Origin of the sequence: Paenarthrobacter sp. YIM B13468 (genome assembly GCF_042788025.1) — a bacterium.
Classification (GTDB): Bacteria; Actinomycetota; Actinomycetes; order Actinomycetales; family Micrococcaceae; genus Arthrobacter; species Arthrobacter aromaticivorans.
The window spans coordinates 203,659-226,929 of the sequence record NZ_JBHZPI010000002.1; the positions used below are offsets into that span (position 1 = coordinate 203,659).

General features: G+C 61.2%; 26 protein-coding genes. 15 read left to right on the forward strand and 11 right to left on the reverse strand.

Features of this window, described 5'->3' with window-relative positions; all coding sequences use genetic code 11:
* The first annotated feature begins 7 nt into the window (after positions 1-7).
* The 9 genes from map to ACFX4T_RS03025 all read left to right on the forward strand — a co-directional run bounded on the left by map (position 8) and on the right by ACFX4T_RS03025 (position 6,321).
* On the forward strand, positions 8-835 hold the full coding sequence (gene map, locus ACFX4T_RS02985; protein ID WP_223946554.1) for a type I methionyl aminopeptidase: 828 nt from the start codon (positions 8-10) through the stop codon (positions 833-835).
* Positions 836-913: 78 nt separating this feature from the next.
* A complete protein-coding gene (locus ACFX4T_RS02990; protein ID WP_377650731.1) occupies positions 914-1,981 on the forward strand; it encodes a P1 family peptidase in 1,068 nt (355 codons plus the stop codon).
* Between the two features lie 195 nt (positions 1,982-2,176).
* Complete coding sequence (gene infA, locus ACFX4T_RS02995) at positions 2,177-2,398, forward strand: translation initiation factor IF-1 (RefSeq protein ID WP_011775571.1); 222 nt, start codon at positions 2,177-2,179, stop codon at positions 2,396-2,398.
* 72 nt (positions 2,399-2,470) lie between these two features.
* On the forward strand, positions 2,471-2,584 hold the full coding sequence (gene rpmJ, locus ACFX4T_RS03000) for a 50S ribosomal protein L36 (protein WP_011775570.1): 114 nt from the start codon (positions 2,471-2,473) through the stop codon (positions 2,582-2,584).
* A gap of 196 nt (positions 2,585-2,780) precedes the next feature.
* Entirely contained in the window at positions 2,781-3,158 is a 378-nt protein-coding gene (rpsM, locus tag ACFX4T_RS03005) for a 30S ribosomal protein S13 (protein WP_011775569.1), read from the forward strand.
* 51 nt (positions 3,159-3,209) lie between these two features.
* Positions 3,210-3,611 carry a 30S ribosomal protein S11 gene (gene rpsK, locus ACFX4T_RS03010; RefSeq protein ID WP_014922380.1) on the forward strand — a complete coding sequence of 134 codons (402 nt, stop codon included), beginning with the start codon at positions 3,210-3,212 and terminating at the stop codon, positions 3,609-3,611.
* Between the two features lie 149 nt (positions 3,612-3,760).
* Complete coding sequence (locus tag ACFX4T_RS03015; protein ID WP_011775567.1) at positions 3,761-4,771, forward strand: DNA-directed RNA polymerase subunit alpha; 1,011 nt, start codon at positions 3,761-3,763, stop codon at positions 4,769-4,771.
* A gap of 66 nt (positions 4,772-4,837) precedes the next feature.
* Positions 4,838-5,398: a 50S ribosomal protein L17 gene (rplQ, locus tag ACFX4T_RS03020; RefSeq protein WP_216925100.1), complete on the forward strand. Its 561-nt coding sequence runs from the start codon at positions 4,838-4,840 to the stop codon at positions 5,396-5,398.
* 32 nt (positions 5,399-5,430) lie between these two features.
* Positions 5,431-6,321: a tRNA pseudouridine synthase A gene (locus ACFX4T_RS03025; protein ID WP_377650732.1), complete on the forward strand. Its 891-nt coding sequence runs from the start codon at positions 5,431-5,433 to the stop codon at positions 6,319-6,321.
* A 148-nt stretch (positions 6,322-6,469) separates the two neighbouring features.
* Here ACFX4T_RS03025 and ACFX4T_RS03030 read toward each other — a convergent pair whose 3' ends face one another.
* The 9 genes from ACFX4T_RS03030 to ACFX4T_RS03070 form a co-directional block, all read right to left on the reverse strand.
* Positions 6,470-7,348 (reverse strand): type II secretion system F family protein, encoded by an 879-nt coding sequence (locus ACFX4T_RS03030; RefSeq protein ID WP_377650733.1) that lies wholly within the window; start codon positions 7,346-7,348, stop codon positions 6,470-6,472.
* A 12-nt stretch (positions 7,349-7,360) separates the two neighbouring features.
* Complete coding sequence (locus ACFX4T_RS03035) at positions 7,361-8,302, reverse strand: type II secretion system F family protein (protein ID WP_377650734.1); 942 nt, start codon at positions 8,300-8,302, stop codon at positions 7,361-7,363.
* Position 8,303: 1 nt separating this feature from the next.
* The gene (locus ACFX4T_RS03040) at positions 8,304-9,668 is read right to left on the reverse strand and encodes a CpaF family protein (protein WP_377650816.1); all 1,365 of its coding nucleotides are present in this window, start codon (positions 9,666-9,668) and stop codon (positions 8,304-8,306) included.
* 74 nt (positions 9,669-9,742) lie between these two features.
* Positions 9,743-10,942, reverse strand: a complete 1,200-nt coding sequence (locus ACFX4T_RS03045; protein WP_377650735.1) for a CpaE family protein — start codon at positions 10,940-10,942, stop codon at positions 9,743-9,745.
* Positions 10,939-11,706 carry a Flp pilus assembly protein CpaB gene (locus ACFX4T_RS03050; protein ID WP_377650736.1) on the reverse strand — a complete coding sequence of 256 codons (768 nt, stop codon included), beginning with the start codon at positions 11,704-11,706 and terminating at the stop codon, positions 10,939-10,941. Before ACFX4T_RS03050 ends, ACFX4T_RS03045 begins: the two co-directional genes overlap by 4 nt.
* Before the next feature lie 53 nt (positions 11,707-11,759).
* Complete coding sequence (locus tag ACFX4T_RS03055; protein WP_377650737.1) at positions 11,760-12,800, reverse strand: pilus assembly protein TadG-related protein; 1,041 nt, start codon at positions 12,798-12,800, stop codon at positions 11,760-11,762.
* Positions 12,788-13,195, reverse strand: coding sequence for a TadE/TadG family type IV pilus assembly protein (locus tag ACFX4T_RS03060; RefSeq protein ID WP_377650738.1), 408 nt, complete (start codon positions 13,193-13,195; stop codon positions 12,788-12,790). Before ACFX4T_RS03060 ends, ACFX4T_RS03055 begins: the two co-directional genes overlap by 13 nt.
* A 114-nt stretch (positions 13,196-13,309) precedes the next feature.
* Positions 13,310-13,504, reverse strand: a complete 195-nt coding sequence (locus ACFX4T_RS03065) for a Flp family type IVb pilin (RefSeq protein ID WP_377650739.1) — start codon at positions 13,502-13,504, stop codon at positions 13,310-13,312.
* 330 nt (positions 13,505-13,834) lie between these two features.
* A complete protein-coding gene (locus ACFX4T_RS03070) occupies positions 13,835-14,479 on the reverse strand; it encodes a prepilin peptidase (RefSeq protein ID WP_377650740.1) in 645 nt (214 codons plus the stop codon).
* Positions 14,480-14,766: 287 nt separating this feature from the next.
* On the opposite strand from ACFX4T_RS03070, the gene rplM reads away from it, so the two are divergent.
* The 3 genes from rplM to glmM all read left to right on the forward strand — a co-directional run bounded on the left by rplM (position 14,767) and on the right by glmM (position 17,297).
* The gene (gene rplM / locus ACFX4T_RS03075) at positions 14,767-15,210 is read left to right on the forward strand and encodes a 50S ribosomal protein L13 (RefSeq protein ID WP_011775554.1); all 444 of its coding nucleotides are present in this window, start codon (positions 14,767-14,769) and stop codon (positions 15,208-15,210) included.
* A 38-nt stretch (positions 15,211-15,248) separates the two neighbouring features.
* A complete protein-coding gene (gene rpsI / locus ACFX4T_RS03080; RefSeq protein WP_216925110.1) occupies positions 15,249-15,755 on the forward strand; it encodes a 30S ribosomal protein S9 in 507 nt (168 codons plus the stop codon).
* A gap of 177 nt (positions 15,756-15,932) precedes the next feature.
* Positions 15,933-17,297 (forward strand): phosphoglucosamine mutase, encoded by a 1,365-nt coding sequence (gene glmM, locus ACFX4T_RS03085; RefSeq protein WP_377650741.1) that lies wholly within the window; start codon positions 15,933-15,935, stop codon positions 17,295-17,297.
* Positions 17,298-17,400: 103 nt separating this feature from the next.
* Here the strand turns inward: glmM and ACFX4T_RS03090 are convergent, their stop codons facing one another.
* The gene (locus tag ACFX4T_RS03090; protein WP_377650742.1) at positions 17,401-18,252 is read right to left on the reverse strand and encodes a D-alanyl-D-alanine carboxypeptidase family protein; all 852 of its coding nucleotides are present in this window, start codon (positions 18,250-18,252) and stop codon (positions 17,401-17,403) included.
* A gap of 22 nt (positions 18,253-18,274) precedes the next feature.
* Positions 18,275-19,240 carry a type I pantothenate kinase gene (gene coaA / locus ACFX4T_RS03095; protein ID WP_216925113.1) on the reverse strand — a complete coding sequence of 322 codons (966 nt, stop codon included), beginning with the start codon at positions 19,238-19,240 and terminating at the stop codon, positions 18,275-18,277.
* Between the two features lie 144 nt (positions 19,241-19,384).
* Between coaA and glmS the strand changes: the two genes are divergently transcribed.
* From glmS to ACFX4T_RS03110, 3 genes are read left to right on the forward strand one after another with little or no spacing between them, the layout of a single operon-like run.
* A complete protein-coding gene (gene glmS / locus ACFX4T_RS03100; RefSeq protein WP_377650743.1) occupies positions 19,385-21,268 on the forward strand; it encodes a glutamine--fructose-6-phosphate transaminase (isomerizing) in 1,884 nt (627 codons plus the stop codon).
* A gap of 4 nt (positions 21,269-21,272) precedes the next feature.
* Positions 21,273-21,620, forward strand: a complete 348-nt coding sequence (locus ACFX4T_RS03105) for a holo-ACP synthase (protein WP_216925115.1) — start codon at positions 21,273-21,275, stop codon at positions 21,618-21,620.
* An 18-nt stretch (positions 21,621-21,638) separates the two neighbouring features.
* Entirely contained in the window at positions 21,639-23,210 is a 1,572-nt protein-coding gene (locus ACFX4T_RS03110) for an NAD(P)H-hydrate dehydratase (RefSeq protein WP_377650744.1), read from the forward strand.
* Positions 23,211-23,271: the final 61 nt, after the last annotated feature.

A 23,271-nucleotide genomic window follows, 5' to 3' on the forward strand; every position in this document is an offset into this window, starting at 1 on the left:
GGAGAACATGGCGTTCGGTCAGCCCCGCATCGAATACAAAACCAACGAGCAAATGCGCAAAATGCACGAGGCTGGTTTGGTACTCAGCCGTGCCCTTGACGCTGCCGTTGCCGCGGCCAAGGCAGGCGTCACCACCAAGGACCTCGACGACGTTTTCGCGGCGGTCCTGAATGACGCGGGGGCCAAGTCCAACTTCCTTGGCTACCATGGCTTTCCCGCCACCATCTGCACGTCAGTCAACGAGGAAGTCGTCCACGGCATCCCTGGAAACCGCGTCCTCAACGATGGCGACATTATTTCCATCGATGGCGGCTGCATCGTCGACGGATGGCACTCGGACTCCGCCCGCACCGTCATCGTTGGCACGGCAGATCCTGAAGACCAGCGACTCTCGGACGTCACTGAGGCCGCCATGTGGCGAGGGATCGCTGCGCTGGCCAAGGGCAAGTTCGTCGGCGACATTGGCAATGCGATTGACGACTACGTTTCTTCCGTCCCCGGTAAGCCCCTGGGCATCCTGGAGGACTACGTGGGCCACGGCATCGGTTCGGAAATGCATATGGCACCGGACGTCCTGAATTACCGCACCAATCACCGCGGCCCGAAGATCCGCGCGGGGCTGTGCCTCGCGATCGAACCCATGCTGGTGCGCGGTGGCATCGAGACTGCCACCTTGGATGATGACTGGACCGTTGTCACCACCGATGGCAAGCGCTCGTGCCAGTGGGAACACTCGGTGGCCGTGCACGAAAAGGGCATCTGGGTCCTGTCCGCCCCGGACGGCGGTGCCGAGCAGTTGGCGCCGCTCGGCGTCGTGCCCGTCCCGATCCCGTAACCTAGCGAAGCCTGCTCCCGGCCCGGCCCGGCGTGCTGCGCAGGCTCAGGGCGTTGCCTCGAGGTGGACAATGGTGCCATGAATGCGATCACCGATGTACCGGGAATCCGTATTGGCCACGTTCAGAGGAACGACGGCGGGTGGCTCAGTGGCGTGACAGTCGTCCTTCCACCTGTGGGAACCGTGGGATCGGTGGACGTGCGCGGGGGAGGCCCTGGTACGCACGAAACGGATGCCCTGGACCCTACGACGTTGGTTTCGACGGTCGACGCCGTCGTGCTGACGGGTGGGAGTGCGTTTGGGCTGGCCTCAGCTACTGGTGCCCAGCTCTGGTGTGAGGAGCAGGGCCGGGGCTTTGCGGTTCCCGGCACCGTGGTGCCGATCGTTCCGGCCGCCGCCATCTTTGACCTGGGACGCGGTGGTGATGTCAAAGCGCGGCCCGACGCCGGCATGGGTTACCAGGCAGCCGCCGCAGCGTTCGCCTCAGGTGACCACGCCGCCGTCGAACGCGGAAATGTCGGCGCAGGCACGGGCGCCGTAATCGCCCGCGGCCAGTACAAAGGTGGTGTCGGTACATCCTCGATCACGCTCGAAAGCGGGATCATCGTCGGTGCCATAGCTGTGGTGAATGCGCTGGGTGCGCCCGTGGGTGGGGGCCCGCAACCCTCTGCGCGCTCGGTCGTTCCTCCCCAACGGCTCCCCAACCTCGCAAGCTCGGCCGGGGACCCCGGCCGTCGTGGCCCCACCTTGGACGCGCGCGGCCGGGTTCCGGGCCCCCAAGGCAAGTCCCCCTCTGCTCCCGTCGTTTCTCCCCAAGGGCTTAACACCACGCTCGTCGTCATCGCCACGAATGCTGTGCTCGATGTTGCCGAGTGCAAGCGGACGGCCAGCTCTGGGCATGCCGGGCTGGCGCGGGCCTTGGATCCGTCCCACACTTTGGCGGACGGTGACACCGTTTTCGCCCTGGCGACTGGCGCCGTCGGGCTTGATCGCAGTACCGAGCAGGCGCGGCAGGTATCGCTCATAACGCTCCAAAGTGCCGCAGCTGAGGCCGTACGTTTGGCGATCCTGGACGGTGTTGAAGCGGCCGAAAGTGTCACGACGGCGGCAGGAGACTTCCCTGCTTACCGGACCGTAGGGGAGTGACGGGCGGCGGTACGTGCGCTACCATGGACGGATTTAACTTTCCGGCCCCATTGGCGTAGAGTTATTTGTTGGTTGTCTGTGCAGCCACGCCCTTTTTAGTGTCGTGGTTCCAAGAGGGCCAAGCAAACAAAAAACGTCCGTTGGATTTTCGGTGCCTAACCGGAGGACAGCGGCAAACAACAGTTAGCGGAGGATATGGCCAAGAAGGACGGGGTCATTGAGATCGAGGGCGTTGTGACTGAGGCGCTGCCCAATGCGATGTTTCGTGTTGAGCTCACCAACAAGCACGTCGTTCTCGCACACATCTCTGGGAAGATGCGTCAGCACTACATTCGAATCCTCCCCGAGGACCGGGTAGTGGTGGAGCTGAGCCCATACGACCTCACACGTGGTCGTATCGTCTACCGCTACAAGTAAATTGCTGGGCGGCCCAGGCAATAGTGCCAAGCCGCTCCAGCAGATCAACTGCAAAACACGCAAAGGAACGCCATGAAGGTCAAGCCGAGCGTCAAGCAGATCTGCGACAAGTGCAAAGTGATCCGCCGTAACGGCCGGGTCATGGTGATCTGCGAGAACCCGCGCCACAAGCAGCGCCAGGGCTAATTCCCCTTCAGGGAATCAGCGCCCGCAAGGGCAAACCTGGGTTGCTAGCCCACGCAAGTAAATAAAGGCAGCACAAGTTGTGCCAGGACTGCATTACAGAGCCTGGTCAACGTACCCCCGGTCGGAGGCTGGGGCCACACGGATCGTGTGGGTGTACTGCCTACGACCTCCGGTTTATTCAAGGAGTACCGCCACTATGGCTCGTCTCGCTGGCGTAGACATTCCCCGCGAAAAGCGGTTGGAAATTGCGCTTACTTACATCTACGGCGTGGGCAAGACCCGTGCACACGAAACCCTGGCTGCCACCGGCATCAGCGCTGACGTTCGCGTCAAGGACCTGACTGACGCCGAGCTGGTCCAGCTGCGTGACTACATTGAAGGCAACTACAAGGTTGAGGGTGACCTTCGCCGCGAGGTAGCCGCTGACATCCGCCGCAAGGTTGAGATCGGCAGCTACGAAGGCCTGCGCCACCGCAAGGGCCTGCCCGTACGCGGTCAGCGTACGAAGACCAACGCTCGTACCCGTAAGGGCCCGAAGCGCACCGTCGCCGGCAAGAAGAAGGCCGGACGTTAATCCCTCGGGATTGACCTGGTTTTCCCCCGATAACTTTCTGTAGGAGAAACAATGCCCCCGAAGACTCGTGGAGCGGTTCGTAAGCCGCGTCGCAAGGATAAGAAGAATATTGCGCTTGGCCAGGCGCACATCAAGAGCACCTTTAACAACACCATCGTGTCCATCACGGACCCGAACGGTGCTGTAATCTCCTGGGCTTCCGCCGGTGAGGTTGGCTTCAAGGGCTCCCGTAAGTCCACCCCGTTCGCTGCCCAGATGGCTGCTGAAGCTGCTGCAAAGCGCGCTCAGGAGCACGGTCTGCGCAAGGTTGACGTATTCGTCAAGGGTCCGGGATCCGGACGCGAAACCGCAATCCGTTCGCTTCAGGCTGCTGGCCTTGAGGTTGGCTCCATCCAGGACGTCACCCCCAGCGCCCACAACGGTTGCCGCCCCCCGAAGCGCCGCCGCGTCTAATTAGGTATTCCCTGTCTGACCGGCCGGGCCTGCTGTACATGGTTTAGACCATCTACAAGCATGGCCCGGCTGGTCAGGCTGGAAACCGAAGCCGATTTCCACCACCTGTGTTGCGTCATATAGCGGATGCTCGCCGAAAGGAAACCTAAGTGCTCATTGCACAGCGCCCCACCCTGTCTGAAGAAGTTGTATCCGAGAACCGCTCCCGTTTCATCATTGAACCGCTGGAGCCGGGCTTCGGCTACACCCTCGGAAACTCCCTCCGCCGTACCCTGCTCTCCTCCATCCCCGGTGCCGCTGTAACCAGCATCCGGATCGATGGCGTGCTGCACGAGTTCACCACGGTTCCGGGTGTCAAGGAAGATGTCACCGAGATCATCCTGAACATCAAGAACCTTTCGGTTTCCTCCGAGCACGACGAGCCGGTTGTTGCTTACCTGCGCAAGCAGGGCCCCGGAGTCGTCACCGCTGCGGACATTGCTCCGCCGGCCGGCGTCGAATTCCACAACCCGGATCTGCACATTGCCACTCTTAACTCGAAGGGCAAGTTCGAACTCGAGCTGACCATCGAGCGCGGCCGTGGCTACGTTTCGGCAGCTCAGAACAAGTCCGGCGACTCCGAGATCGGCCGTATTCCGGTCGACTCGATCTACTCGCCGGTCATGAAGGTAACCTTCCGCGTGGAAGCTACCCGTGTTGAGCAGCGCACCGACTTCGACAAGCTCATTGTCGACGTCGAGACCAAGCAGGCAATCGCTCCGCGCGACGCCGTTGCTTCTGCAGGCACCACCCTGGTGGAACTGTTCGGTCTGGCTCGTGAGCTGAACACCGCAGCTGAAGGTATCGAGATTGGCCCGTCGCCGACGGACGCTGCCCTGGCAGCGGACATGGCTCTGCCGATCGAGGATCTGGACCTTACCGTCCGTTCCTACAACTGCCTCAAGCGTGAGGGCATCCACACCGTGGGTGAACTCGTTGCCCGCTCCGAGGCTGACCTGATGGACATCCGTAACTTCGGTGCGAAGTCCATTGACGAGGTCAAGGCAAAGCTCGTCGAACTGGGTCTGTCCCTCAAGGACTCCCCTCCCGGTTTCGATCTCGCAGCCCGCGCCGCAGCCATCGAAGAGGACGACGCCGCGTTCAGCGACGACGAGCTCTAAAAAGCAGATCTTGGCCGTCAGGTCCAGCGATGGATCTGACCGGCTTACATAACAGGAGAAATTATTATGCCTACCCCCACTAAGGGTCCGCGCCTCGGAGGCGGCCCGGCTCACGAGCGCCTGATGCTCGCGAACCTGGCAGCTGCTCTGTTTGAGCACAAGCGCATCACTACCACGGTCACCAAGGCCAAGCGCCTGAAGCCGTACGCAGAGCGTCTGGTCACCTTCGCCAAGCGTGGCGACCTTTCTTCCCGCCGCCGCGTTCTCGGCCTGATCAGCGACAAGGGCATCGTCCACGAGCTGTTCACCGACATCGCCGGCGCCGTTGCCAACCGCGATGGTGGCTACACCCGTATCACCAAGATCGGCAACCGCAAGGGCGACAACGCTCCCATGGCTGTCATCGAGCTCGTCCTCGAGCCGGTTTCCCCGAAGCAGGCCGTAGTTGCTGAAGCAACCGCTGCTGCTGCGAAGGCTGCCCCGGCTGCTGAGGAAGAGGTTGTTGAGACCGAGGCTGTGGAGACCGAAGCTGCTGAAACCGAAGAGGCTCCGGCCGCTGAGGCCGAGGCTGCTGACGCTGAAGTTGCTGAGACCGAAGAGGCTCCGGCCGCTGAGGACAAGAAGTAATTCACTGAATTCTTCACAGTAGACTTAAGTCTATGAACGAACGAAAACCCGCTGCCCCCGCTTTGGGGGGCAGCGGGTTTTTGCGTGTCCGCATGGATCTTTCGTATGACGGAGGACCCTTCAACGGCTGGGCACTCCAGCCCGGTCTGCTTACGGTGCAGGGGGCATTGGAGGAGTCATTGGCACTCCTCGTGCGCCGTCCGGTCCGGGTCACGGTTGCCGGCCGCACCGACGCCGGTGTCCACGCCCGCGGCCAGGTAGTCCACCTCGATCTGACGGAAGCCGAGTGGCTGGGACTTCCGCGCGGGCACGAACTCGACCCCGCCGTCGCGCTTTTGCGTCGCCTTCGCGGGGCACTTAGCCGTATTCTCGGCGATCTTACCGGCGCCATAGAAGTGCACGACGCCGGTCTGGCACCTGAAGGTTTCGACGCCCGGTTCTCCGCGTTGTGGCGTCGTTACAGTTACCGCATTGCTGACGGCGCGGAGCGCTGGGATCCCGTGCTTCGAGGAATTACGCTGTGGCACAAGGCGCCGCTGAATGTTGAGCTCTTGAACGAAGGCGCCGCCCAGTTGCTGGGCCTCCAGGATTTCCGTTCCTACTGCAAGCCCCGCGAGGGCGCCACAACCATCCGCGAGCTTCAGAAGTTTGAGTTCGGACGGGGGAGCGACGGGGTCATTGTGGCTACCGTTCAGGCCGATGCGTTCTGCCACAACATGGTGCGGTCCTTGGTGGGCTCGTCCCTGCGCGTGGGCGAAGGCCTGGAGCAACCGGGCTGGCTACATGAACGTCTTCTGGAACGTAAGCGTGATGCCAAGTCCGTGTTGGCCGCGCCCCACCCCTTGGTGCTGGAGGAAGTTGCGTACCCATCGGATGGTGAGCTGCTGGCGCGGGCTGAGCTGACGAGGGCCCGGCGCGAGTAATTCCCATGGGACCGGGACCCGCGTCCGAGGACCGGGCGAGCCGGACATTGGAGGACCCCCTCCCGGCTCTGGGTACCGGAAGGGGGCCGTTGTGGCCGTCCGTGGTCTGGGATCCGCGAACGGCCGGTCTAATTCCCGCGGGGCAAGATCAGCTGAAGGCTTGGATGATCTTGATGGCCGCCGGACCCAGAAGGACTATGAACAGCACCGGGAAGATGCAGAACAAGAGTGGAAAAAGCACTTTGACCGGAAGCTTCATGGCCTTTTCTTCTGCGTTCTGTCGACGCTTTACCCTCGCTTGTTTCGCTTGAGCGCGGAGAACGCTGGCGATGCCGATGCCGTATTTGTCGGCTTGGATGACAGCCAAGACAAAGCTGCGAATGTCCGGTACGGAGCAGCGTTCTGATAATGCCTCATAGGCTTCCCGCCGGGGGCGTCCCACCTGGATGTCCTGAAGTGTACGCATCAGCTCGTGGGCCAGGGGGCCGGCGCCCTGCATGGACGCCCGCTCCATTGCAGCTTCGAATCCAAGGCCAGCCTCGACCGAGATAAGCATCTGATCGAGAGTGTTGGGGAATTCCAACTTGATGGCTTCCTGACGTTTGGTTCCCGTGTTGTAGATCAAGAGGTCTGGCAAGAAGTACAGGAATATTGTCAGAAAGATACCCATTCCAGCGAGCGTAGGAGTGGGGTTCCCCGCGAAAAGGAGTAGGCCGATGACTGCGCCGGCCAGGGCCAGGACAGGCTTGAGTGCGATCAACTTGGTGAGTGGCATGGAGCGGGGCCGCCCTGCCAGGGCCAATAACTGGTCCAGCTTTGCTTCATAACTACCGGGCGTGAGCTTTCTGGCAATGCCCAACAAAAGCGGCGGCCTGTGGGCGACGCCTCCGCCGCCCTGGGCGAATCCTGATCCCAAGTTGGTCTGGATGGCCACAATCCCCTTGCGGTCAATGGTGACCAAGGACCAAGCAAAGTAGGCGATGGGGAGAACGATAACTGCAATGATGATCCAAGCAACGGGAGTCATTGGGGGTGCTCCTTAGAACTTGATCTTGACGGTGCGGCTCATCCAAAAGCCGCCGATGATGAACAGGACAACGCTCGCGATCAGCATTGCGATGCCGACCGGGTGGGTGACGAACGTCTTCATGTAGCCGGGGTTAATGGCACTCATGAAGATCCCGACTGCCACCGGCATGGCCATGAGGATGAGGGCGGACATTTTACCCTCCGCACTCAGAGCCCGTACATGACCCTTGATCTCGCTCCGCTCCCGAATGGTTCCAGCGACCTGTTCGAGCACCTCGGCAAGATCACCGCCTACCTCCCGGTTAATTTGCATTGCTTGGCCGATCCAACGGAAGTCCTCGCTGTCCATCCGCGCAGCACAGTCGTCTAGGGCCTGGCGGGGGTCCTTGCCGATTCTTACTTCGTTGACAATCCGGCCCAGTTCTTCGGACGTGGGGGATTGAGCCTCCCGGGCAGCAGCTTCAAGCGAACGCATGATACTGTGTCCCACGCGAAGCCCGCCGATCAACATTTGAATGGTGTCGGTTAGTTGTGTCTCAAACCGGGAACGACGCTTTTCTGTCTTGAGCACCAGGAACAGCTTGGCTGCGAACGGGGTCGCCAATGCTAAGACGATGCCTATGAACAGGTTCACCAGAAGGGTACCGAGCGTACCCACTACGAGAGTCGCCACTGCTACCAAGACCGTGAAATCGGCCGGAGCCTGTTTTACTCCGGCGCGGTAGAGAATTTCACGGTTGAAGGGACCGCCGGAACGGCCCAACGCAGAATCGACCGCTGCAACCGCTGTTTGGGATACCCGGCCGAGGGCAGACTCGTCGGGCACGGAGCCCACCCGACGGCGTTCGATGGGGATGGCTCCGTTTCGAGGCTTGAGGACCACCACAATAACCAGTGCGAGCGCAGCGACGCATAGGCCGACGGCAGCTATGAAAATAAGCGAGTTTTCCATCTCACCGCCTCCCGACCGGTGTGGGTGCCACCCCGAAGACAGCGGGTGACACAGTGATACCGAGTTCCGTGAAGCGGTCCAGGAACCGGGGCCGAATACCCGTTGGGAGAGCCCTTCCCAGGAATCGCCCCTGCGCATCGAGGCCAGCAGAGTAATCGAAAAGGAAGGCATCCTGTAGGGTCACGACGTCGCCCTCCATTCCCTGGACCTCCGTCACATGCGTCACACGGCGGCTTCCGTCGCGAAGCCGGGTAACCTGCACGATGAGATCGACAGCCGATGAGACCTGCTCGCGGATGGCTCGAAGGGGAAGATCCATCCCTGCCATGAGGACCAGGGTTTCCAAACGCGCAATGGCATCACGTGGAGAGTTCGCGTGGACTGTTGAAAGGGACCCGTCGTGCCCGGTGTTCATTGCTTGAAGCATGTCCAGGGACTCACCGCCACGGACTTCGCCGACGATGATTCTGTCGGGTCGCATGCGCAACGAGTTTCTCACTAAGTCACGGATGGTGATAGCGCCCTTGCCCTCGATGTTCGGTGGCCGGCTCTCCAACCGCACAACATGTCTTTGCTGGAGTTGGAGTTCAACAGCATCTTCAATGGTCACGATGCGGTCGGCTTCCGGGATGAACGACGAGAGGACGTTCAACAGTGTCGTTTTGCCGGTACCTGTACCACCGGAAACGATGACGTTCAGTCTGGCGCGGACACAGGCACTTAGCAGCTCTGCCATCTCGGGACTCATGGAACCCCATTCGATCAGATTTCGAACCGTCAAAGGCACGTGGCTGAACTTTCTTATGGTGAGGGACGGCCCATTGACAGCCAACGGCGGAATGATGGCGTTGACGCGTGAACCATCCTCCAGCCGAGCGTCAACCAGCGGTGACGACTCATCGATACGGCGCCCAACCTTGGAGACGATCCGTTCAATGACTTTCCGCAGGTGATCATCGGAACTGAATTGCAGGTCAGTGAGCGCCAGTTGCCCATGACGCTCAACGTAGATCTGGTCGAAGCGATTGACCATCACTTCCGTAATGGAAGGATCCTCGAGAAGACGCTGCAGCGGGCCGAAGCCCATGACTTCGTCGGCTATTTCCCGGATGAGGCGGCGACGTTCTTCGGGCGAAAGCGGGACCTGCTCCTCGTCGATGACCGACGAAAGCTCGTCAACGGCGAACGTCCGAAGTTCCTCCTCGGACGTTGAGCTATCCCCAAGCCTGTTGCCAATGCGCTCAAACAGCGCGGTGGCCGCCCGATGCTTCAGCCCTGCGAGGGCATCCACCGCCGGGACGGAGGGGGCGCCACCCAGCAGGGACGTCTGCCCGGGTTCGACTCCCGGAGCATCGGTGGTGCCCATGAAACCGCCGGCCTGGCCAAGCCCTTCTTCCACCGAGGAGAGCGGTCCGTTCTTCGAAAGCCTTTCAGACAGTTTCATGACACAACCACCCGTCGGTGAAGTTTGTTCTGGGGAAGGGCTTCCAGCTTGGGATCAAATCGCTCGACGAGCTTCCTCAACCCTTTCGTCGCGGAATCCCTGGTGGTTCCTTGAAGGACCGGAATGCCCCTGTTCGTGGAGAAGGGCAGGTTCCTGGACCGCGGGATGACCGTATCCACGGGAACTCCGATAGTCGCCTCGACGTCCTGAACAGAGATGCCACTCTTTCTGTCCGCGAAATTCAACACAGTGTGCCTGTTCTGTGGCAAAAGTTGAAGTTCCTTGAGCACACTGAAGCTCTTTCGAAGACCTCGAATGCTGGGTACGTCCATGCCGCACACCCAAACTCCGTCGGTGGCCAACTCGAGCGTCGCCAGGCAGTGTTCGCCCAAGCCCGGAGCTGTGTCAACTACGACGTATTTGAACTCGCCGGCCAGTTGGTTGATCAGCCGCGATACATGGTCTGCCGTTATGTAATCCGATTCCGATGGCCTGCTGGGAGCGCACAGGGCGTAGATCCCAGCCGGATGCACCGTCAGGAAGGCCTTGAGCACCATGGAGTCCTGAGCTGCGGCGCCATGAACTGCCTCGGTGATCGAGTGCTCAGGCTCCAACAACAGGCCGGAAGCCACATCACCGAACTGGAGGTCCAGGTCGACAATAACCACTCCCATGGGCGCTACGGCGCCGAGGCCTACAGCAAGGTTGGTGGCCACCGTGGTCTTGCCGACTCCGCCCTTGGGAGACATTACGGCGATGACACGGCCCCTCTCGTGCCCTGTCTCTGCTGCAGGCTGCATGCCCCTGCGCCGGCTGGCTGAAGCAAGGCAAGCCCGTTCCAAGAGGACCCGCAGCTCATTGACTTCGATTTCCGGCGAGATGACGTCCCGGATACCGGCGTGCATGGCTCGGAGCACCGTTTCGGCCTCTGGCTCGCAAACAAGAAGCAGACTAATTTCCGGGTACTGCAGATCAAAGACAGTCGCCAACTTGAGTGCATCGTCAGGATTAACACCGGGCCCCAGGATCATCACCTCTGGTGGAGCGCCGGTCAGTTCTTTGAAGACATCGTCCGTGCTGCCGTGCAGGACAGCTGGTGAAAGTGTCTGCAGGTCCCCATGCAGTGCACCCGTAATGGCCTGGCGTACCCGACCCTCAAAGTCGCGAACCGCGGTGATGGCTACGAAGCGAGTCATTGGACTAGCCCTCCAAAGGTTGTTGTTGGGGGATCGCTCTTTGCGGTCTTGTCGGTCTGTTTGGAGAGCCATAGGGTTCCGAATTCGGCGCCGAAGACCATCTTGGAGGCGTTCGCATCGCTCAGCGCGACGGTGACGTAGGCCGAACCGTTGGGGAGGGCTACTCCCTTATCGGTGCCCGCCGACTTTTCTGCGTCCGGAGCGGCCTGCTGAACGGCAGTAACCAGGACATCGTGGTAAAGCAACTCGGTGAAGTTCTTCCAGCCCGTCAGTCCCGGCGGGAGGTTGGCTCCGGCGGGGACGTTGTCGTCCAGTTTGAAGGACGCGAAGACGGTAACGGTGTCGCCGGCCTCAATGCGACCACCCAGGATCCGCTCCGGGGCCAGTACGAAAGTGGTCTCCTGGAGCCCCTCCGGGACGGGGACCGTGCCCGGGACAAGTTGGTTGGGGGCGACGAGCTTGACTCCGAGTAATTGCTCACCGGGTTGAAGGTCGACGTTGGTGACCTTCCCGGACTGATCGTTGAGGGCACTGATGGTTCCTGGCGCGACAGCGGACTGAGGCAAGGTTTCTGTCTTCACTTTCGAGCCCAGGTCCTCGGCCTTGGTGCCGGCGGGGATGCGTTCCTTGGCAACAAGGACGCTGACGGGATCAAGCCCTTGTTGCGCGCGCTTGTCGGCTCCCTGAACGTAGGTGACTAGCAGAACGGTGCCGATGACTGCCAACAGCAGTGCCGCAATGCCTCCCAGTAGGCGTGTTTTCACGGTGTAACTCCCTTCGGATTTCTAACTTGACGTAGTCGGCATTGGGCCGGCTGCTATTTGGTAAGTGAAACGACAGACGCTCCATAATTGGGGATACCGCCGGTGACCTTCATTCCGTCTTCCAGTGAGACGAAGCGGTCAAAGAAGCCCTGGATGCCACGGCAGTTTCCGTTGCATTTCGGGGCAGCTGGATCGACCACACCTCCGGTGCCGCTGAATTGGTAACCGGTAACTTGGAACGCAGCAAAGCCAATCAGCGTGTAGGTGGCATTTGATCCGTTGCCAGTAGCGGTTCTGAAGAGCGGAACAAGCGCGGGTTGGTCCATGATGTGTGCCAGCACGGTGTTGCACTCCGCTGCGTTCGGGAAGTGGTTGCCTGTTTGGCCCTGGACTGTGGCGTTGAGCGAAATGTCTGTTGAGCAGCCCGAGGTGGTCAGCAGCCAGCCAAAACCACCGGGATCGTAGCCATTTTGGGCTGCGCAGCCAGGGTATGCCGGCGCATTTTCGTCATAACGCAGCAGCACGTGCGTTGGAATGGGGTCTCCAGTGAAGTTGCCGGTGGAGTTCAGAGATGCCAGCTGCGTTGGCGACAAGTACTTCTTGAAGACGCACTCGCTGATCGTCCACGGCAAAGTGCTCGCCTTGGACGGCGCACCCCAGCTGGCTTCAGCCGTCGCTGTTACGGTGGTCGACTCAAACCCCATGACCTGGGCGAAGTAGAGCGAGAAACTGTTGACGCCGCCCTCCTTGGCGTTGGTGACGACCCTGACCGTCGTGGCGGCCGGGAAGGTGACTGTGGCCCCGCTCTGGCCGTCATTGGCGTTCTTGTTGGCGAAGTCGTTGCCGGTAGTCGTGCTGTTTCCACAGCTGCCGTTGGCGCAGTCCGTTGCAATTGCCAGGGCTGCGGCGTCGGCACCGTTCTGCAGTTGGGCCTTTTCGGCGTACAGGGCGCCGACGTCGACCGCCAGGGCCGCAAAGCCGAGCAGCACGACCATGAGTCCGGCCACCATGATGGTGGCGGCCCCGCGGCTTCCTTGATCAGCCTCCGCGCCCGTCGCTACGCGCCTTTGGAGTGCTTGTACTATCCGCCGCATCTCATCACTCCCTCGCCTTTGAGGTTCATCGGGAAGAGGCCCGGGGAACCAAAGAAGCCGGCATCCAGGAAGCCGGACATCGAGGTCAACGAAACACTCGTGGTTACCTTGACGTTGGATCCGGGTTTGCAGCTGGAAGCGTTGTCGGTGACAGTGACACCAAGCCCGTTCAACGAGGGGGCCGCCGCGAGAGCAACCCCCGACACGTTGAGGCCGCCTTTGTCATAGTTCACTGCCGCGTAGCGGGCGCCTTCGCGGGCCGCTTGGGTCAGGGAAACCTGAACGTTCAGTACGCGCCCAAACTCTATAATTCCAACCAAGATCAACAGTAGGAGCGGCAAGAGAATTGCCATTTCCACGGCTACTGCACCGCGCTCTTTCTTTCGTGTTGTCACGACTGTCTCCCAGACCCAGATCCCCTTTAGGGGTGTACGGAACAGTGGTTAAGAAGAAATGGCCGACGGCTGTGGCGGAAGTTCGTTCCACAGCCGCCGGCCAAGAGGAAGACGCTAGATCTTGGTTGTGACGTCAGCGAACATGTCGTGGATAGCAGTGCCCAAGGGGCCTACAGCTGCAAGGACCACTACTGCGATCAGGGCGACCATGATGCCGTATTCAACCATCGTCGCGCCCTTCTCCTCGGATGTGAGGCGGGCCTTGACGCCGGCGATGTACGAAGTAATGGTGAACATAAGAGCAGACATTGGAAAATCCTTCCCAGATGAATTTTTGGGTATTGGTAAATCATGGATATAGGTCCAGCAAATTATCGGAATTTGCCTTCGATTCCCGAACTACCCCCATGTTGCGTTTAGCGGTTCGGAATTCGATGAGATAAGAATTCACCCTGGACGCGCTGCTGAACAATGCGTAGTCGTACTCGAATTCCTGCAAGGCAAATCAAGCCGTCACCCGTAGAAGGGCAGGGGAGTACTCAGTTTGGAAGGCGAAAAAGGGAAGCGACTACTTGGAATAGACAGCAGCCTTACTTTTGGAGCCCATGAAGGGCCCCGTGAACGCCGAAGGCTGCAGCCCTACTGGAGTAGGAGAGTCACACCCAGTGCCGCGACGACCATGGCTGGTCCGTGCGCTGTTTCCACGGTCTTTTCCTTGCGATTCAGGCGCAACATCAGCACCGTCAGCACCCCGCCCACCACGAACCCCAGTAGTCCGCCGTAGAGTACTTGCTTCCAACCCAAGTACCCCAAGTACAGCCCGACGGGTGCTGCGAGCTTCACATCACCCATTCCGAGGCTTCTCGGCGAAATAAGTCCCAGAATCAGGTAGCCAACGAAGAGTAGGAGCCCTCCGGCGAGTGCTCGGAGCAGCTCGGGCCAGGCGGGATCCAGTGCCGCGGAGGTGGCAAGGAGAACAAAACCGCCTCCTAGCAGGAACAAAACGAGGGGGTTTGGCAGCAAATGGAGGGTGAAATCTATTCTCGAAAGCTGCACCCCAAGAAGTGCCAATAAAAGGAACGCCGGCAATTCCGGGGTAAAACCGAAGCGCCATCCCAACAGGGCAAATAGCAGTGCGGTGACTGCCGCCGTCGTAATCCGGACCGCGGGGGAGGGGAGTCCGCCGAGGCGCGGAAGGCCACGGGCGATCACGAACTCGACGGCCGGGCTCAACAGCAAGCCGGCGATGGCAAGCAGGAGCAGGAAAACGGGACCGTTGGTCATGTACTCTCCCTCAAAGCGCATGCGACCCCGAGGGGCGGATACCCCATTTTGACCCGGACGGCCCGTTGAAGGTATTGTTTATAGTCGTTGTGCGTGTCCTATCTCGATGACACATGCCTTCTCGGGGATCCAGTTGCAGGATCGCTAACTCAAGAGGCATATCGAGATTCTGGGATGACTGGTCTATAGAGCCCTCACCTCTGCTCCGGTAACGCATACATAGTAGGTACACGCCTCACTGCGTGTCGCCTAAAACATGAACGCCAGAACAAGAACGAGGCAAAACCGTGCGTACGTACACCCCGAAGCCCGGCGATATCAACCGCCAGTGGCACGTCATTGACGCCACCGACGTTGTCCTTGGTCGTCTTGCCAGCCAGACCGCAACACTGCTGCGCGGAAAGCACAAGCCGACCTTTGCGTCCCACATGGACATGGGCGACTTCGTCATCATCATCAACGCTGAAAAGGTTGCCCTCACCGGCGCCAAGCTGGAGCAGAAGCGCGCATACCGCCACTCCGGCTACCCGGGCGGCCTGACCTCCGTCAACTACGCCGAGCTGCTGGAATCCAACCCGGTTCGCGCTGTTGAGAAGGCCATCAAGGGCATGCTCCCCAAGAACTCCCTCGCCGCTCAGCAGCTGGGCAAGCTCAAGGTCTACGCAGGCCCCGAGCACCCGCACGCTGCACAGCAGCCGAAGACTTTCGAAATCACCCAGGTCGCCCAGTAGTCCTGGCCACCAAACAACTTTTCATTACAAGGAGAACCGTGGCTCAGAACGAAGAACTGACCGCCGAAGCCGTCGAGGCTGAGGAAACCCTCACCAGCTACACCTCTGAAAGCACATCTGTTGAAGATGCGCCCAAGAAGGAGCGCCCGGCGCTGACCGTTGCCGGTGCAGCTGTTGGCCGCCGCAAGGAAGCCGTTGCACGCGTTCGCGTCATCCCGGGTTCCGGCAAGTGGATCATCAACGGCCGCACGCTGGAGAACTACTTCCCGAACAAGCTGCACCAGCAGGATGTCAACGAGCCCTTCAAGATCCTTGATCTTGAAGGCGCCTACGACGTCATCGCCCGCATCCACGGTGGTGGCATCTCCGGCCAGGCCGGTGCACTGCGCCTCGGTGTTGCTCGCTCGCTGAACGAGATCGACGTCGACAACAACCGCGCCACCCTCAAGAAGGCCGGTTACCTGCGCCGTGACGCCCGCGTCATCGAGCGTAAGAAGGCTGGTCTCAAGAAGGCACGTAAGGCTCAGCAGTACTCCAAGCGTTAATCTGCGCTTACTCGAAGGCCCGTTCCGCCGTTTCGGCAGGGCGGGCCTTCGTCGTTTAAGAAGTTGCGCTTTAAGCAGTTGGAAGATGCAAGCGTTGAGCCGGATTTGACCAGTGCACATGACCTTCCGACACGCTGCTGGACGGGTGGTGTCCCGTCGTCGTCTAAACTTGAGCCGATGTCTAGATTATTTGGAACAGATGGCGTGCGCGGTCTCGCGAACGGATTGCTCACCGCCGAGCTGGCTATGCAGCTAGCCCAGGCCGCCGCCGTCGTACTCGGCCATGACCGCACAACCGATGGCAAGCGGCCTCGCGCCGTAGTCGCCCGGGACCCCAGAGCGAGTGGCGAGTTCCTTGCCGCCGCCGTCGAAGCGGGGCTCTCGAGCTCCGGCATCGATGTCTATGACGCCGGGGTGCTGCCCACCCCGGCTGCGGCCTACCTGGTGGCAGACCTCGACGCCGATTTCGGCGTTATGCTCTCGGCTTCCCATAACCCGGCCCCTGACAACGGGATTAAGTTCTTCGCACGCGGCGGCCAGAAGCTGCCCGACGACGTCGAGGACGCCATCGAAGCACAGCTGGGCAAAGAGCCTCAGCGACCCGTCGGCGGCGACGTCGGACGCATCCAGCGCTTCTCCGACGCTGAGGACCGCTACATTGTCCACCTGCTCGGCACCCTCCCCAAGCGCCTTGAGGGCCTGAAGGTTGTCCTGGACTGCGCTCACGGCGCGGCCAGTGGTTGTTCGCCTCAGGTGTTCAAGGACGCTGGCGCGGACGTTGTCGTCATCGGCGCCGAGCCGGATGGCCTGAACATCAACGACGGCGTGGGCTCCACCCATCTGGGCCCGTTGAAGGAAGCGGTGGTCAGGCACGGTGCGAACCTTGGCATTGCCCACGACGGCGACGCCGACCGCTGCCTCGCTGTAGACCACGAAGGCAATGAAGTAGATGGCGACCAGATCATGGCGATCCTGGCGCTGGCGCTCAATGAAGCGGGCAAGCTCAAGGACAGCATCCTGGTTGCCACGGTCATGAGTAACCTCGGACTCAAGATTGCCCTCCGCAACGCCGGCATCACCATCCGCGAAACCGCCGTTGGCGACCGTTACGTGCTGGAGGAAATGCGCGACGGCGGCTACAACCTGGGTGGCGAACAGTCCGGCCACGTGATCTTCTCCGATTACGCAACCACTGGCGATGGCGTGCTCACCGGCCTGCAGCTTGCTGCGCAGGTGGCCCTCACGGGTCGTAGCTTGAAGGAACTCGCAACGGCGATGACCAAGCTCCCGCAGCTCATGATCAACGTCAAGGGCGTGGACAAGGCGCGTGCAGGCACAGACGAAGGCGTGGCCGCAGCAGTAGCCGCTGCTGAACTGGAACTGGGCGAAACCGGCCGTGTGCTGCTGCGCCCTTCCGGAACCGAGGCCTTGGTCCGCGTCATGGTGGAAGCTGCGGATATGGAGACGGCCGAGCGAATTTGCAACAGCCTCGCTGCCGTAGTCAAGGAACGCCTGAGCGCTCCCAGCGAACTGGCTGTGTAAGAATCCAAGCAACTTCGGCCCGCCTTCCTGATTACCGGTTTACTGGTTTCCAGGAGAGCGGGCCGAGCTGGTTTAAAAGGACCTGCGTTTCAAAGGACCTGCGCTACAGGTAGTCGGGGGCTGCTTCCAACCCGAAGTACTCCTCGAGCGTTGCGATCCCCCGGGTGTTCATCTCTGTCGCTGCTTCGACGCCGATGTAGCGCAGGTGCCAGGACTCGTAGAAGTATCCGGTGGTTTCATGGAACATCCACGGATAGCGCACGATGAAACCGAATTTGTGTGCGTTGGCTTTTGCCCAAATAGCCGCGGGCTGATCGGCGAAGCAGGGCTGGAAACTGCAGGCACCTCCACCGTCGGCTATGTCAAAGGACCAGCCGGTTTGGTGTTCGGAATGACCGGGGCGTGCAGAGGCCCGGTCGGCTGCAGCCTGGCCGCTGCTTGCGACGTAGCCGTTGTACGTGACCACCTGGGTGGAATAGGAACGATACCCGGACGCCAATGCCATGATGACGCCTTCGGCCGCCGCTGCGGCGAACATCTTTTCTGCGGCAGCCGCCGTCGTGCTGTTCATCAGTGTGGCTTCGCCAGTGACGGCGAGCCGGATGTTCGGCCGAACCAAATCGGCCGGGACATAATTTTGAGGGTTCAACGGCCGGTGCTTGTTGACCACCACCCATGGGCTCGCTGGATCGGTCAGCGAGAACTGCTTGGCTGCGCCTTGTGATGGTGCTGCAGCTTGTGAGGGCGCTGCGCTTGGAGGAGCGCTTGAAGGCTCGGTAGCGGCAGCAGGCGTAACGGCAGTGACTTGGGTGGGCGTGGCGCTGGAGGCAGCGGTGGACGGTGTCGCCGAAGCCCCGGCGGAGGACGAGGCGGGGCCATCCGGAGTGCAGGCCGTCAGTGCGGCCAGGCCTGCGCCAGCTGTGAGGAAGCCCGCGAATGCCCTGCGGCTGGGCATGGGCTGAGGTTGGAAGTCCACGCTAGACCTTCCGCAAAAGCATGCGGCGAATGGAGTGGTCTGCATCCTTGGTAAGTACCAGTTGGGCGCGGCCACGGGTGGGGAGCACGTTCTCTTCGAGGTTGGGCTCGTTGATGCGCTTCCAGATGCCGCGGGCTGTTGACTCGGCATCTTCGTCTGACAGCGTGGCGTAGCGGTGGAAGTAGGACTCTGGCTGCGCGAAGGCTGTGCTGCGGAGCTTTCGGAACCGGTCCACGTACCACTCCTCGATGTAGGAGGTCTTGGCGTCAACGTAGATGGAGAAGTCAAAGAAGTCGCTCAGCGCGAGGCCCTGCTTGCCATCCATGCGGGGCCTGGCAGGGGCCAGAACGTTGAGGCCTTCCACGATCAGTACGTCCGGGCGGCGCACTACGACTTCCTTGCCCGGGACGATGTCGTAGGTGACGTGGGAGTACCACGGTGCCCGGACTTCCTCGGCTCCACCCTTGATTTCCGACACAAAACGCAAGAGCGCGCGTCGGTCGTAGGACTCGGGGAAACCCTTGCGTTCCAGCAAGTGCCGGCGCTTCAGCTCCGCCAACGGGTAGAGGAAGCCGTCCGTGGTGATGAGTTCTACGTTGGGTGTTCCCGGCCAGCGCCGCAGCATTTCACGGAGAACGCGGGCGATGGTGGATTTTCCTACGGCAACGGAACCGGCCACGCCGATGACAAACGGGGTGCGTTGTGTTTGCTCGCCCAAGAACGTGGTTGTTGCCGCGTGAAGTTGATGTGAAGCCTCGACGTAGAGGTGCAGAAGCCGCGAAAGGGGGAGGTATACCTCCCGCACTTCCTTCATATCCAGGGGATCGCCGAGGCCTCGCAGACGGAAAATGTCCTCTTCGTTGAGGGGCTGCTCCATTTGTGCTGCAAGCCGCGACCACGTTTGGCGGTCCAGCTCAACAAAGGGGGAAGCGCCGTCGCCGTTTGCTTCGGTGCGTTGCAAAGTCACGTTCTGATTCTGCCCTTAGCCCGGCCGATCAGGAAATGCGGGACGACGTGAAGGTGAATTGTGGGTGATCAACGCCTCAGAAACAAGAGGGAGAGGGGGGACGTCCCACATCAGTTGTTTGACCTAGCCGTTAGGCTTATACCCATGTGTGGAATCGTAGGCTATGTTGGCAATTCGTCTCGTAAGGCAGCTGGTCACAGCGCCCTTGACGTCGTCGTGGAGGGGCTGCGTCGTCTTGAGTACCGCGGCTATGACTCCGCTGGCGTCGCAGTGGTGGCTGATGGAACCATCTCGTCCCGTAAAAAGTCCGGCAAGTTGAGCAACCTGATCAGTGAACTGGAAGCAAACCCGGTCCCTGAATCCCTGACCGGCATTGGCCACACCCGTTGGGCCACGCATGGCGGACCCACCAACCGTAACGCACACCCCCACCTTTCCGACGGCGGGCGTCTGGCGTTGATTCACAACGGCATCATCGAAAACTTCGCCGAGCTTAAGCAGGAACTGCTGGCTAAGGGCGTCACGTTCGAATCCGAAACGGACACTGAAGTTGCTGCCGCCCTGGTTGGCAACATCTTCCGCAACGAACTCAACGGCACCGGCGGCGACCTCACCCAGGCGATGCGCCTGGCTTGCCAGCGTCTGGAAGGTGCTTTCACCCTCCTCGCCGTCCACGCGGACCAGCCCGACGTCGTCGTGGCCGCCCGCCGCAACTCCCCGCTCGTGGTCGGCCTTGGCGAGGGCGAGAACTTCCTCGGCTCGGACGTCTCCGGCTTCATCGACTACACGCGCCGCGCAGTGGAACTCGGTCAGGACCAGATCGTCACCATCACCGCGGACTCCGTGGAGATCACCGACTTCTTCGGCGCTCCCGCTGAAGGCAAGGAATACCACGTTGACTGGGACCCGGCTTCTGCCGAAAAGGGTGGCTTCAGCTCCTTCATGGAGAAGGAAATCCACGACCAGCCCGACGCCGTAGCCCAGACCCTCCTGGGACGCTCGGACCTCAACGGAAAGCTGACGCTGGACGAGGTCCGCATCGATCCTGAGCTCCTCAAGCAGGTTGACAAGATCATCGTTCTGGCATGCGGTACCGCGGCCTACGCTGGGCTGGTTGCCAAGTACGCCATCGAAAACTGGTGCCGTATTCCCACGGAAGTAGAGCTCGCACACGAGTTCCGTTACCGCGATCCGATTGTCGACTCCAACACCCTGGTGGTTTCCATCAGCCAGTCCGGCGAGACCATGGACACGCTCATGGCCGTCCGCTACGCGCGTGAACAGGGCGCCAAGACGATCTCCATCTGCAACACCAACGGTTCCACCATCCCGCGTGAATCCGACGCCGTGCTCTACACCCACGCTGGCCCGGAAATCGCGGTTGCATCCACCAAGGCGTTCCTGGCCCAGATCACTGCCGCTTACTTGCTTGGCCTTTACCTGGCCCAGCTGCGTGGCAACATCTTCTCCGGCCAGATCAAGGACGTCCTCGCGGACCTGAACAAGATTCCGGCCAAGATTCAGAAGATCCTGGACAACGCAGGTCCTTTGCGTGAACTCGCCCGCAGCATGAAGGACGAAAAGTCCGTCTTGTTCCTGGGCCGCCACGTTGGCTTCCCGGTGGCCCTTGAAGGTGCCTTGAAGCTCAAGGAAATTGCCTACATCCACGCTGAGGGCTTCGCCGCCGGTGAACTCAAGCACGGACCGATCGCCCTGATCGACGACGGCCAGCCGGTTTTCGTGGTTGTCCCGTCCCCGCGTGGTCGTGACTCCCTGCACTCCAAGGTCGTTAGCAACATCCAGGAAGTCCGCGCACGTGGTGCACGTACGCTGGTCATTGCTGAAGAAGGCGACGAGTCGGTCAAGGACTACGCAGAGCACGTCTTCTACGTTCCGGAGACGCCCACGCTGCTCATGCCGCTGCTCACCACCGTGCCACTGCAGATCTTTGCTGCTGAACTGGCCGGGGCGAAGGGTTACGACGTCGATCAGCCGCGTAACCTCGCCAAGAGCGTGACCGTAGAATAACCGCATGATTGTTGGCATTGGAGTAGACGTCGTAGACATCGAGCGGTTCGCCCGGCAACTGGAGCGGACCCCCGGACTGCGGGACAGGCTGTTCGTTCCTGCAGAGCGCGAGCTCAACACCAGGTCACTCGCTGCGCGCTTCGCCGCCAAGGAAGCAGTGGCCAAGGTCCTGGGTGCTCCCGCTGGCATGAACTGGCAGGACTGCTGGATTGGTCTTGACCAGAATGGTCCTACCGTCCAGGTCAAAGGAACGGTCTTGGCCGTGTCCGACGCCAAGGGCGTTAAACGCTGGCACCTGTCCATGAGCCACGATGGCGGCATCGCTACGGCGTATGTCCTCGCCGAGGGCTAAACGGACCTCTACATAACGATGATCAGCGCCTTCACCGGACAACAGATCAGGGATGCGGAACAACCGCTCCTGGACTCCGGTGAGGGCGCTGTTCTCATGCAACGGGCCGCTTACGGCCTGGCGCAGGAAGTGGTTCGCTTGGTCAAGGCCAAGCGCAAGCTGCGCGGGGCGAGCGTCACAGTCCTGGCAGGAAAAGGCAATAACGGCGGTGACGGACTCTTCGCGGCTTCCATGCTTGCACGCCGTGGCATGCGGACGACGGCGGTACTCGCCTCAGCGGAAGTCCATACCGAGGCTTTGGGGGCTTTTCTGGCGGCAGGCGGCCGCGTGCTGCGATTGGATCCCGGAAACGCGGAGGAACTTGCCGTCCTATGCGCTGGTGACGATGTCATTATCGATGCCCTCCTGGGCACCGGCGCCCGCGGCGGATTACGTGATGCTTCTGCTGAGTTGGTCGCTTCCCTTCAGGAGTTGAAGCCGCGTTCCGTGGTGGCCTGCGATCTCCCCAGTGGGCTGGATGCCGCCACGGGCGAAGTCCACTGGCCGGTGCTGGAAGCCGATGTCACAGTGACTTTCGGTGGTATCAAGGCCGGTTTGATGACAGACCCGGGCGAGGGCTGTGCCGGCCATGTGGTCCTGGTACAGATCGGAATCGAAGACTCCCTGGACACCCCTGAGTTGCATCGGCTTGATGCCACGGACCTGCACGCCTTGCTCCCCAAGCCTGGGCGCCGCTCCCATAAATACTCCCGTGGCGTGCTGGGCGTGGTCGCCGGCTCGGCTCGGTTTGCGGGGGCAGCCGTGCTGAGCGTCCATGCGGCAGCGATGGCCGGCGCGGGCATGGTCCGCTATGTAGGACCGGAATCTGCGGCACGCCATGTATTGAGCCGGACTCCGGAGGCCCTGTGGGAGACGGATGACCCAGGGCGCGTTCAAGCGTGGTTGCTTGGTCCTGGCGTGGACGGGGAGGACCAGCTCGGACGTGCCGGGGACGCCGCACAGTCAGCGCTGGCCGCTGAGCTGCCGGTCGTCGTCGACGCCGGAGCCTTGAGTATCCTGCCAGAGCGGTGTCCCGCCCATTGGATCCTCACTCCGCACGCCGGGGAACTGGCGACGCTCCTGGCAGCCCTTCCATCCACCGGCGAGGTTGCCGTGACCCGCGAGGACGTCGAGTCCCGGCCGCTGCACTTCGTACGGCAAGCAGCCGAACAAACCGGTGCCACAGTCCTGCTGAAGGGTGCCACCACACTGGTGGCCTCGCCGTCGGGCGTTGTTTTCAGCCAGTCCGAGGGCACTGCCTGGATGGCGACCGCAGGCAGCGGTGACGTCTTGGCCGGCATCTTGGGCGCCTTGCTGGCGCAATCTGCGGACTCGGTGAGGGACGACGACGGCGCTTACGCAGCCATGGGCTTGAAACCGGACGACCGCTGGGCTGCTGTGGCGGCGGTTGCGGCTAGCGTTCACGGCCGCGCCGGCTCGATGGCATCGAAGGATTTTAATGGTGGCCCCATTACAGCCTCGGCGATCATGACTGCTGTGCCGCACGTCATAGGTTCGCTGACCGCTGAATACGACCCCGCAAGACCGTAAGGTTACTGTCCGTGTCATGGGTCATGAGTAGGCTTGCAGCAAGTTATCCGCATCACCAGAG

Excerpts from the sequence above, each read along its gene's own strand:
- rpmJ (WP_011775570.1), top strand. The coding sequence starts at position 2,471 with ATGAAGGTCAAGCCGAGCGTCAAGCAGATCTGCGACAAGTGCAAAGTG.
- glmM (WP_377650741.1), top strand. The coding sequence starts at position 15,933 with ATGTCTAGATTATTTGGAACAGATGGCGTGCGCGGTCTCGCGAACGGA.
- rpsK (WP_014922380.1), top strand. The coding sequence starts at position 3,210 with ATGCCCCCGAAGACTCGTGGAGCGGTTCGTAAGCCGCGTCGCAAGGAT.
- ACFX4T_RS03030 (WP_377650733.1), bottom strand. The coding sequence starts at position 7,348 with ATGACTCCCGTTGCTTGGATCATCATTGCAGTTATCGTTCTCCCCATC.
- infA (WP_011775571.1), top strand. The coding sequence starts at position 2,177 with ATGGCCAAGAAGGACGGGGTCATTGAGATCGAGGGCGTTGTGACTGAG.
- ACFX4T_RS03065 (WP_377650739.1), bottom strand. The coding sequence starts at position 13,504 with ATGTCTGCTCTTATGTTCACCATTACTTCGTACATCGCCGGCGTCAAG.
- rpsM (WP_011775569.1), top strand. The coding sequence starts at position 2,781 with ATGGCTCGTCTCGCTGGCGTAGACATTCCCCGCGAAAAGCGGTTGGAA.
- map (WP_223946554.1), top strand. The coding sequence starts at position 8 with ATGGCGTTCGGTCAGCCCCGCATCGAATACAAAACCAACGAGCAAATG.
- ACFX4T_RS03105 (WP_216925115.1), top strand. The coding sequence starts at position 21,273 with ATGATTGTTGGCATTGGAGTAGACGTCGTAGACATCGAGCGGTTCGCC.
- ACFX4T_RS03025 (WP_377650732.1), top strand. The coding sequence starts at position 5,431 with ATGAACGAACGAAAACCCGCTGCCCCCGCTTTGGGGGGCAGCGGGTTT.
- ACFX4T_RS02990 (WP_377650731.1), top strand. The coding sequence starts at position 914 with ATGAATGCGATCACCGATGTACCGGGAATCCGTATTGGCCACGTTCAG.
- ACFX4T_RS03055 (WP_377650737.1), bottom strand. The coding sequence starts at position 12,800 with ATGCGGCGGATAGTACAAGCACTCCAAAGGCGCGTAGCGACGGGCGCG.
- ACFX4T_RS03045 (WP_377650735.1), bottom strand. The coding sequence starts at position 10,942 with ATGACTCGCTTCGTAGCCATCACCGCGGTTCGCGACTTTGAGGGTCGG.
- ACFX4T_RS03090 (WP_377650742.1), bottom strand. The coding sequence starts at position 18,252 with ATGCCCAGCCGCAGGGCATTCGCGGGCTTCCTCACAGCTGGCGCAGGC.
- ACFX4T_RS03110 (WP_377650744.1), top strand. The coding sequence starts at position 21,639 with ATGATCAGCGCCTTCACCGGACAACAGATCAGGGATGCGGAACAACCG.
- ACFX4T_RS03040 (WP_377650816.1), bottom strand. The coding sequence starts at position 9,668 with ATGGGCACCACCGATGCTCCGGGAGTCGAACCCGGGCAGACGTCCCTG.
- rplQ (WP_216925100.1), top strand. The coding sequence starts at position 4,838 with ATGCCTACCCCCACTAAGGGTCCGCGCCTCGGAGGCGGCCCGGCTCAC.
- ACFX4T_RS03070 (WP_377650740.1), bottom strand. The coding sequence starts at position 14,479 with ATGACCAACGGTCCCGTTTTCCTGCTCCTGCTTGCCATCGCCGGCTTG.
- glmS (WP_377650743.1), top strand. The coding sequence starts at position 19,385 with ATGTGTGGAATCGTAGGCTATGTTGGCAATTCGTCTCGTAAGGCAGCT.
- ACFX4T_RS03035 (WP_377650734.1), bottom strand. The coding sequence starts at position 8,302 with ATGGAAAACTCGCTTATTTTCATAGCTGCCGTCGGCCTATGCGTCGCT.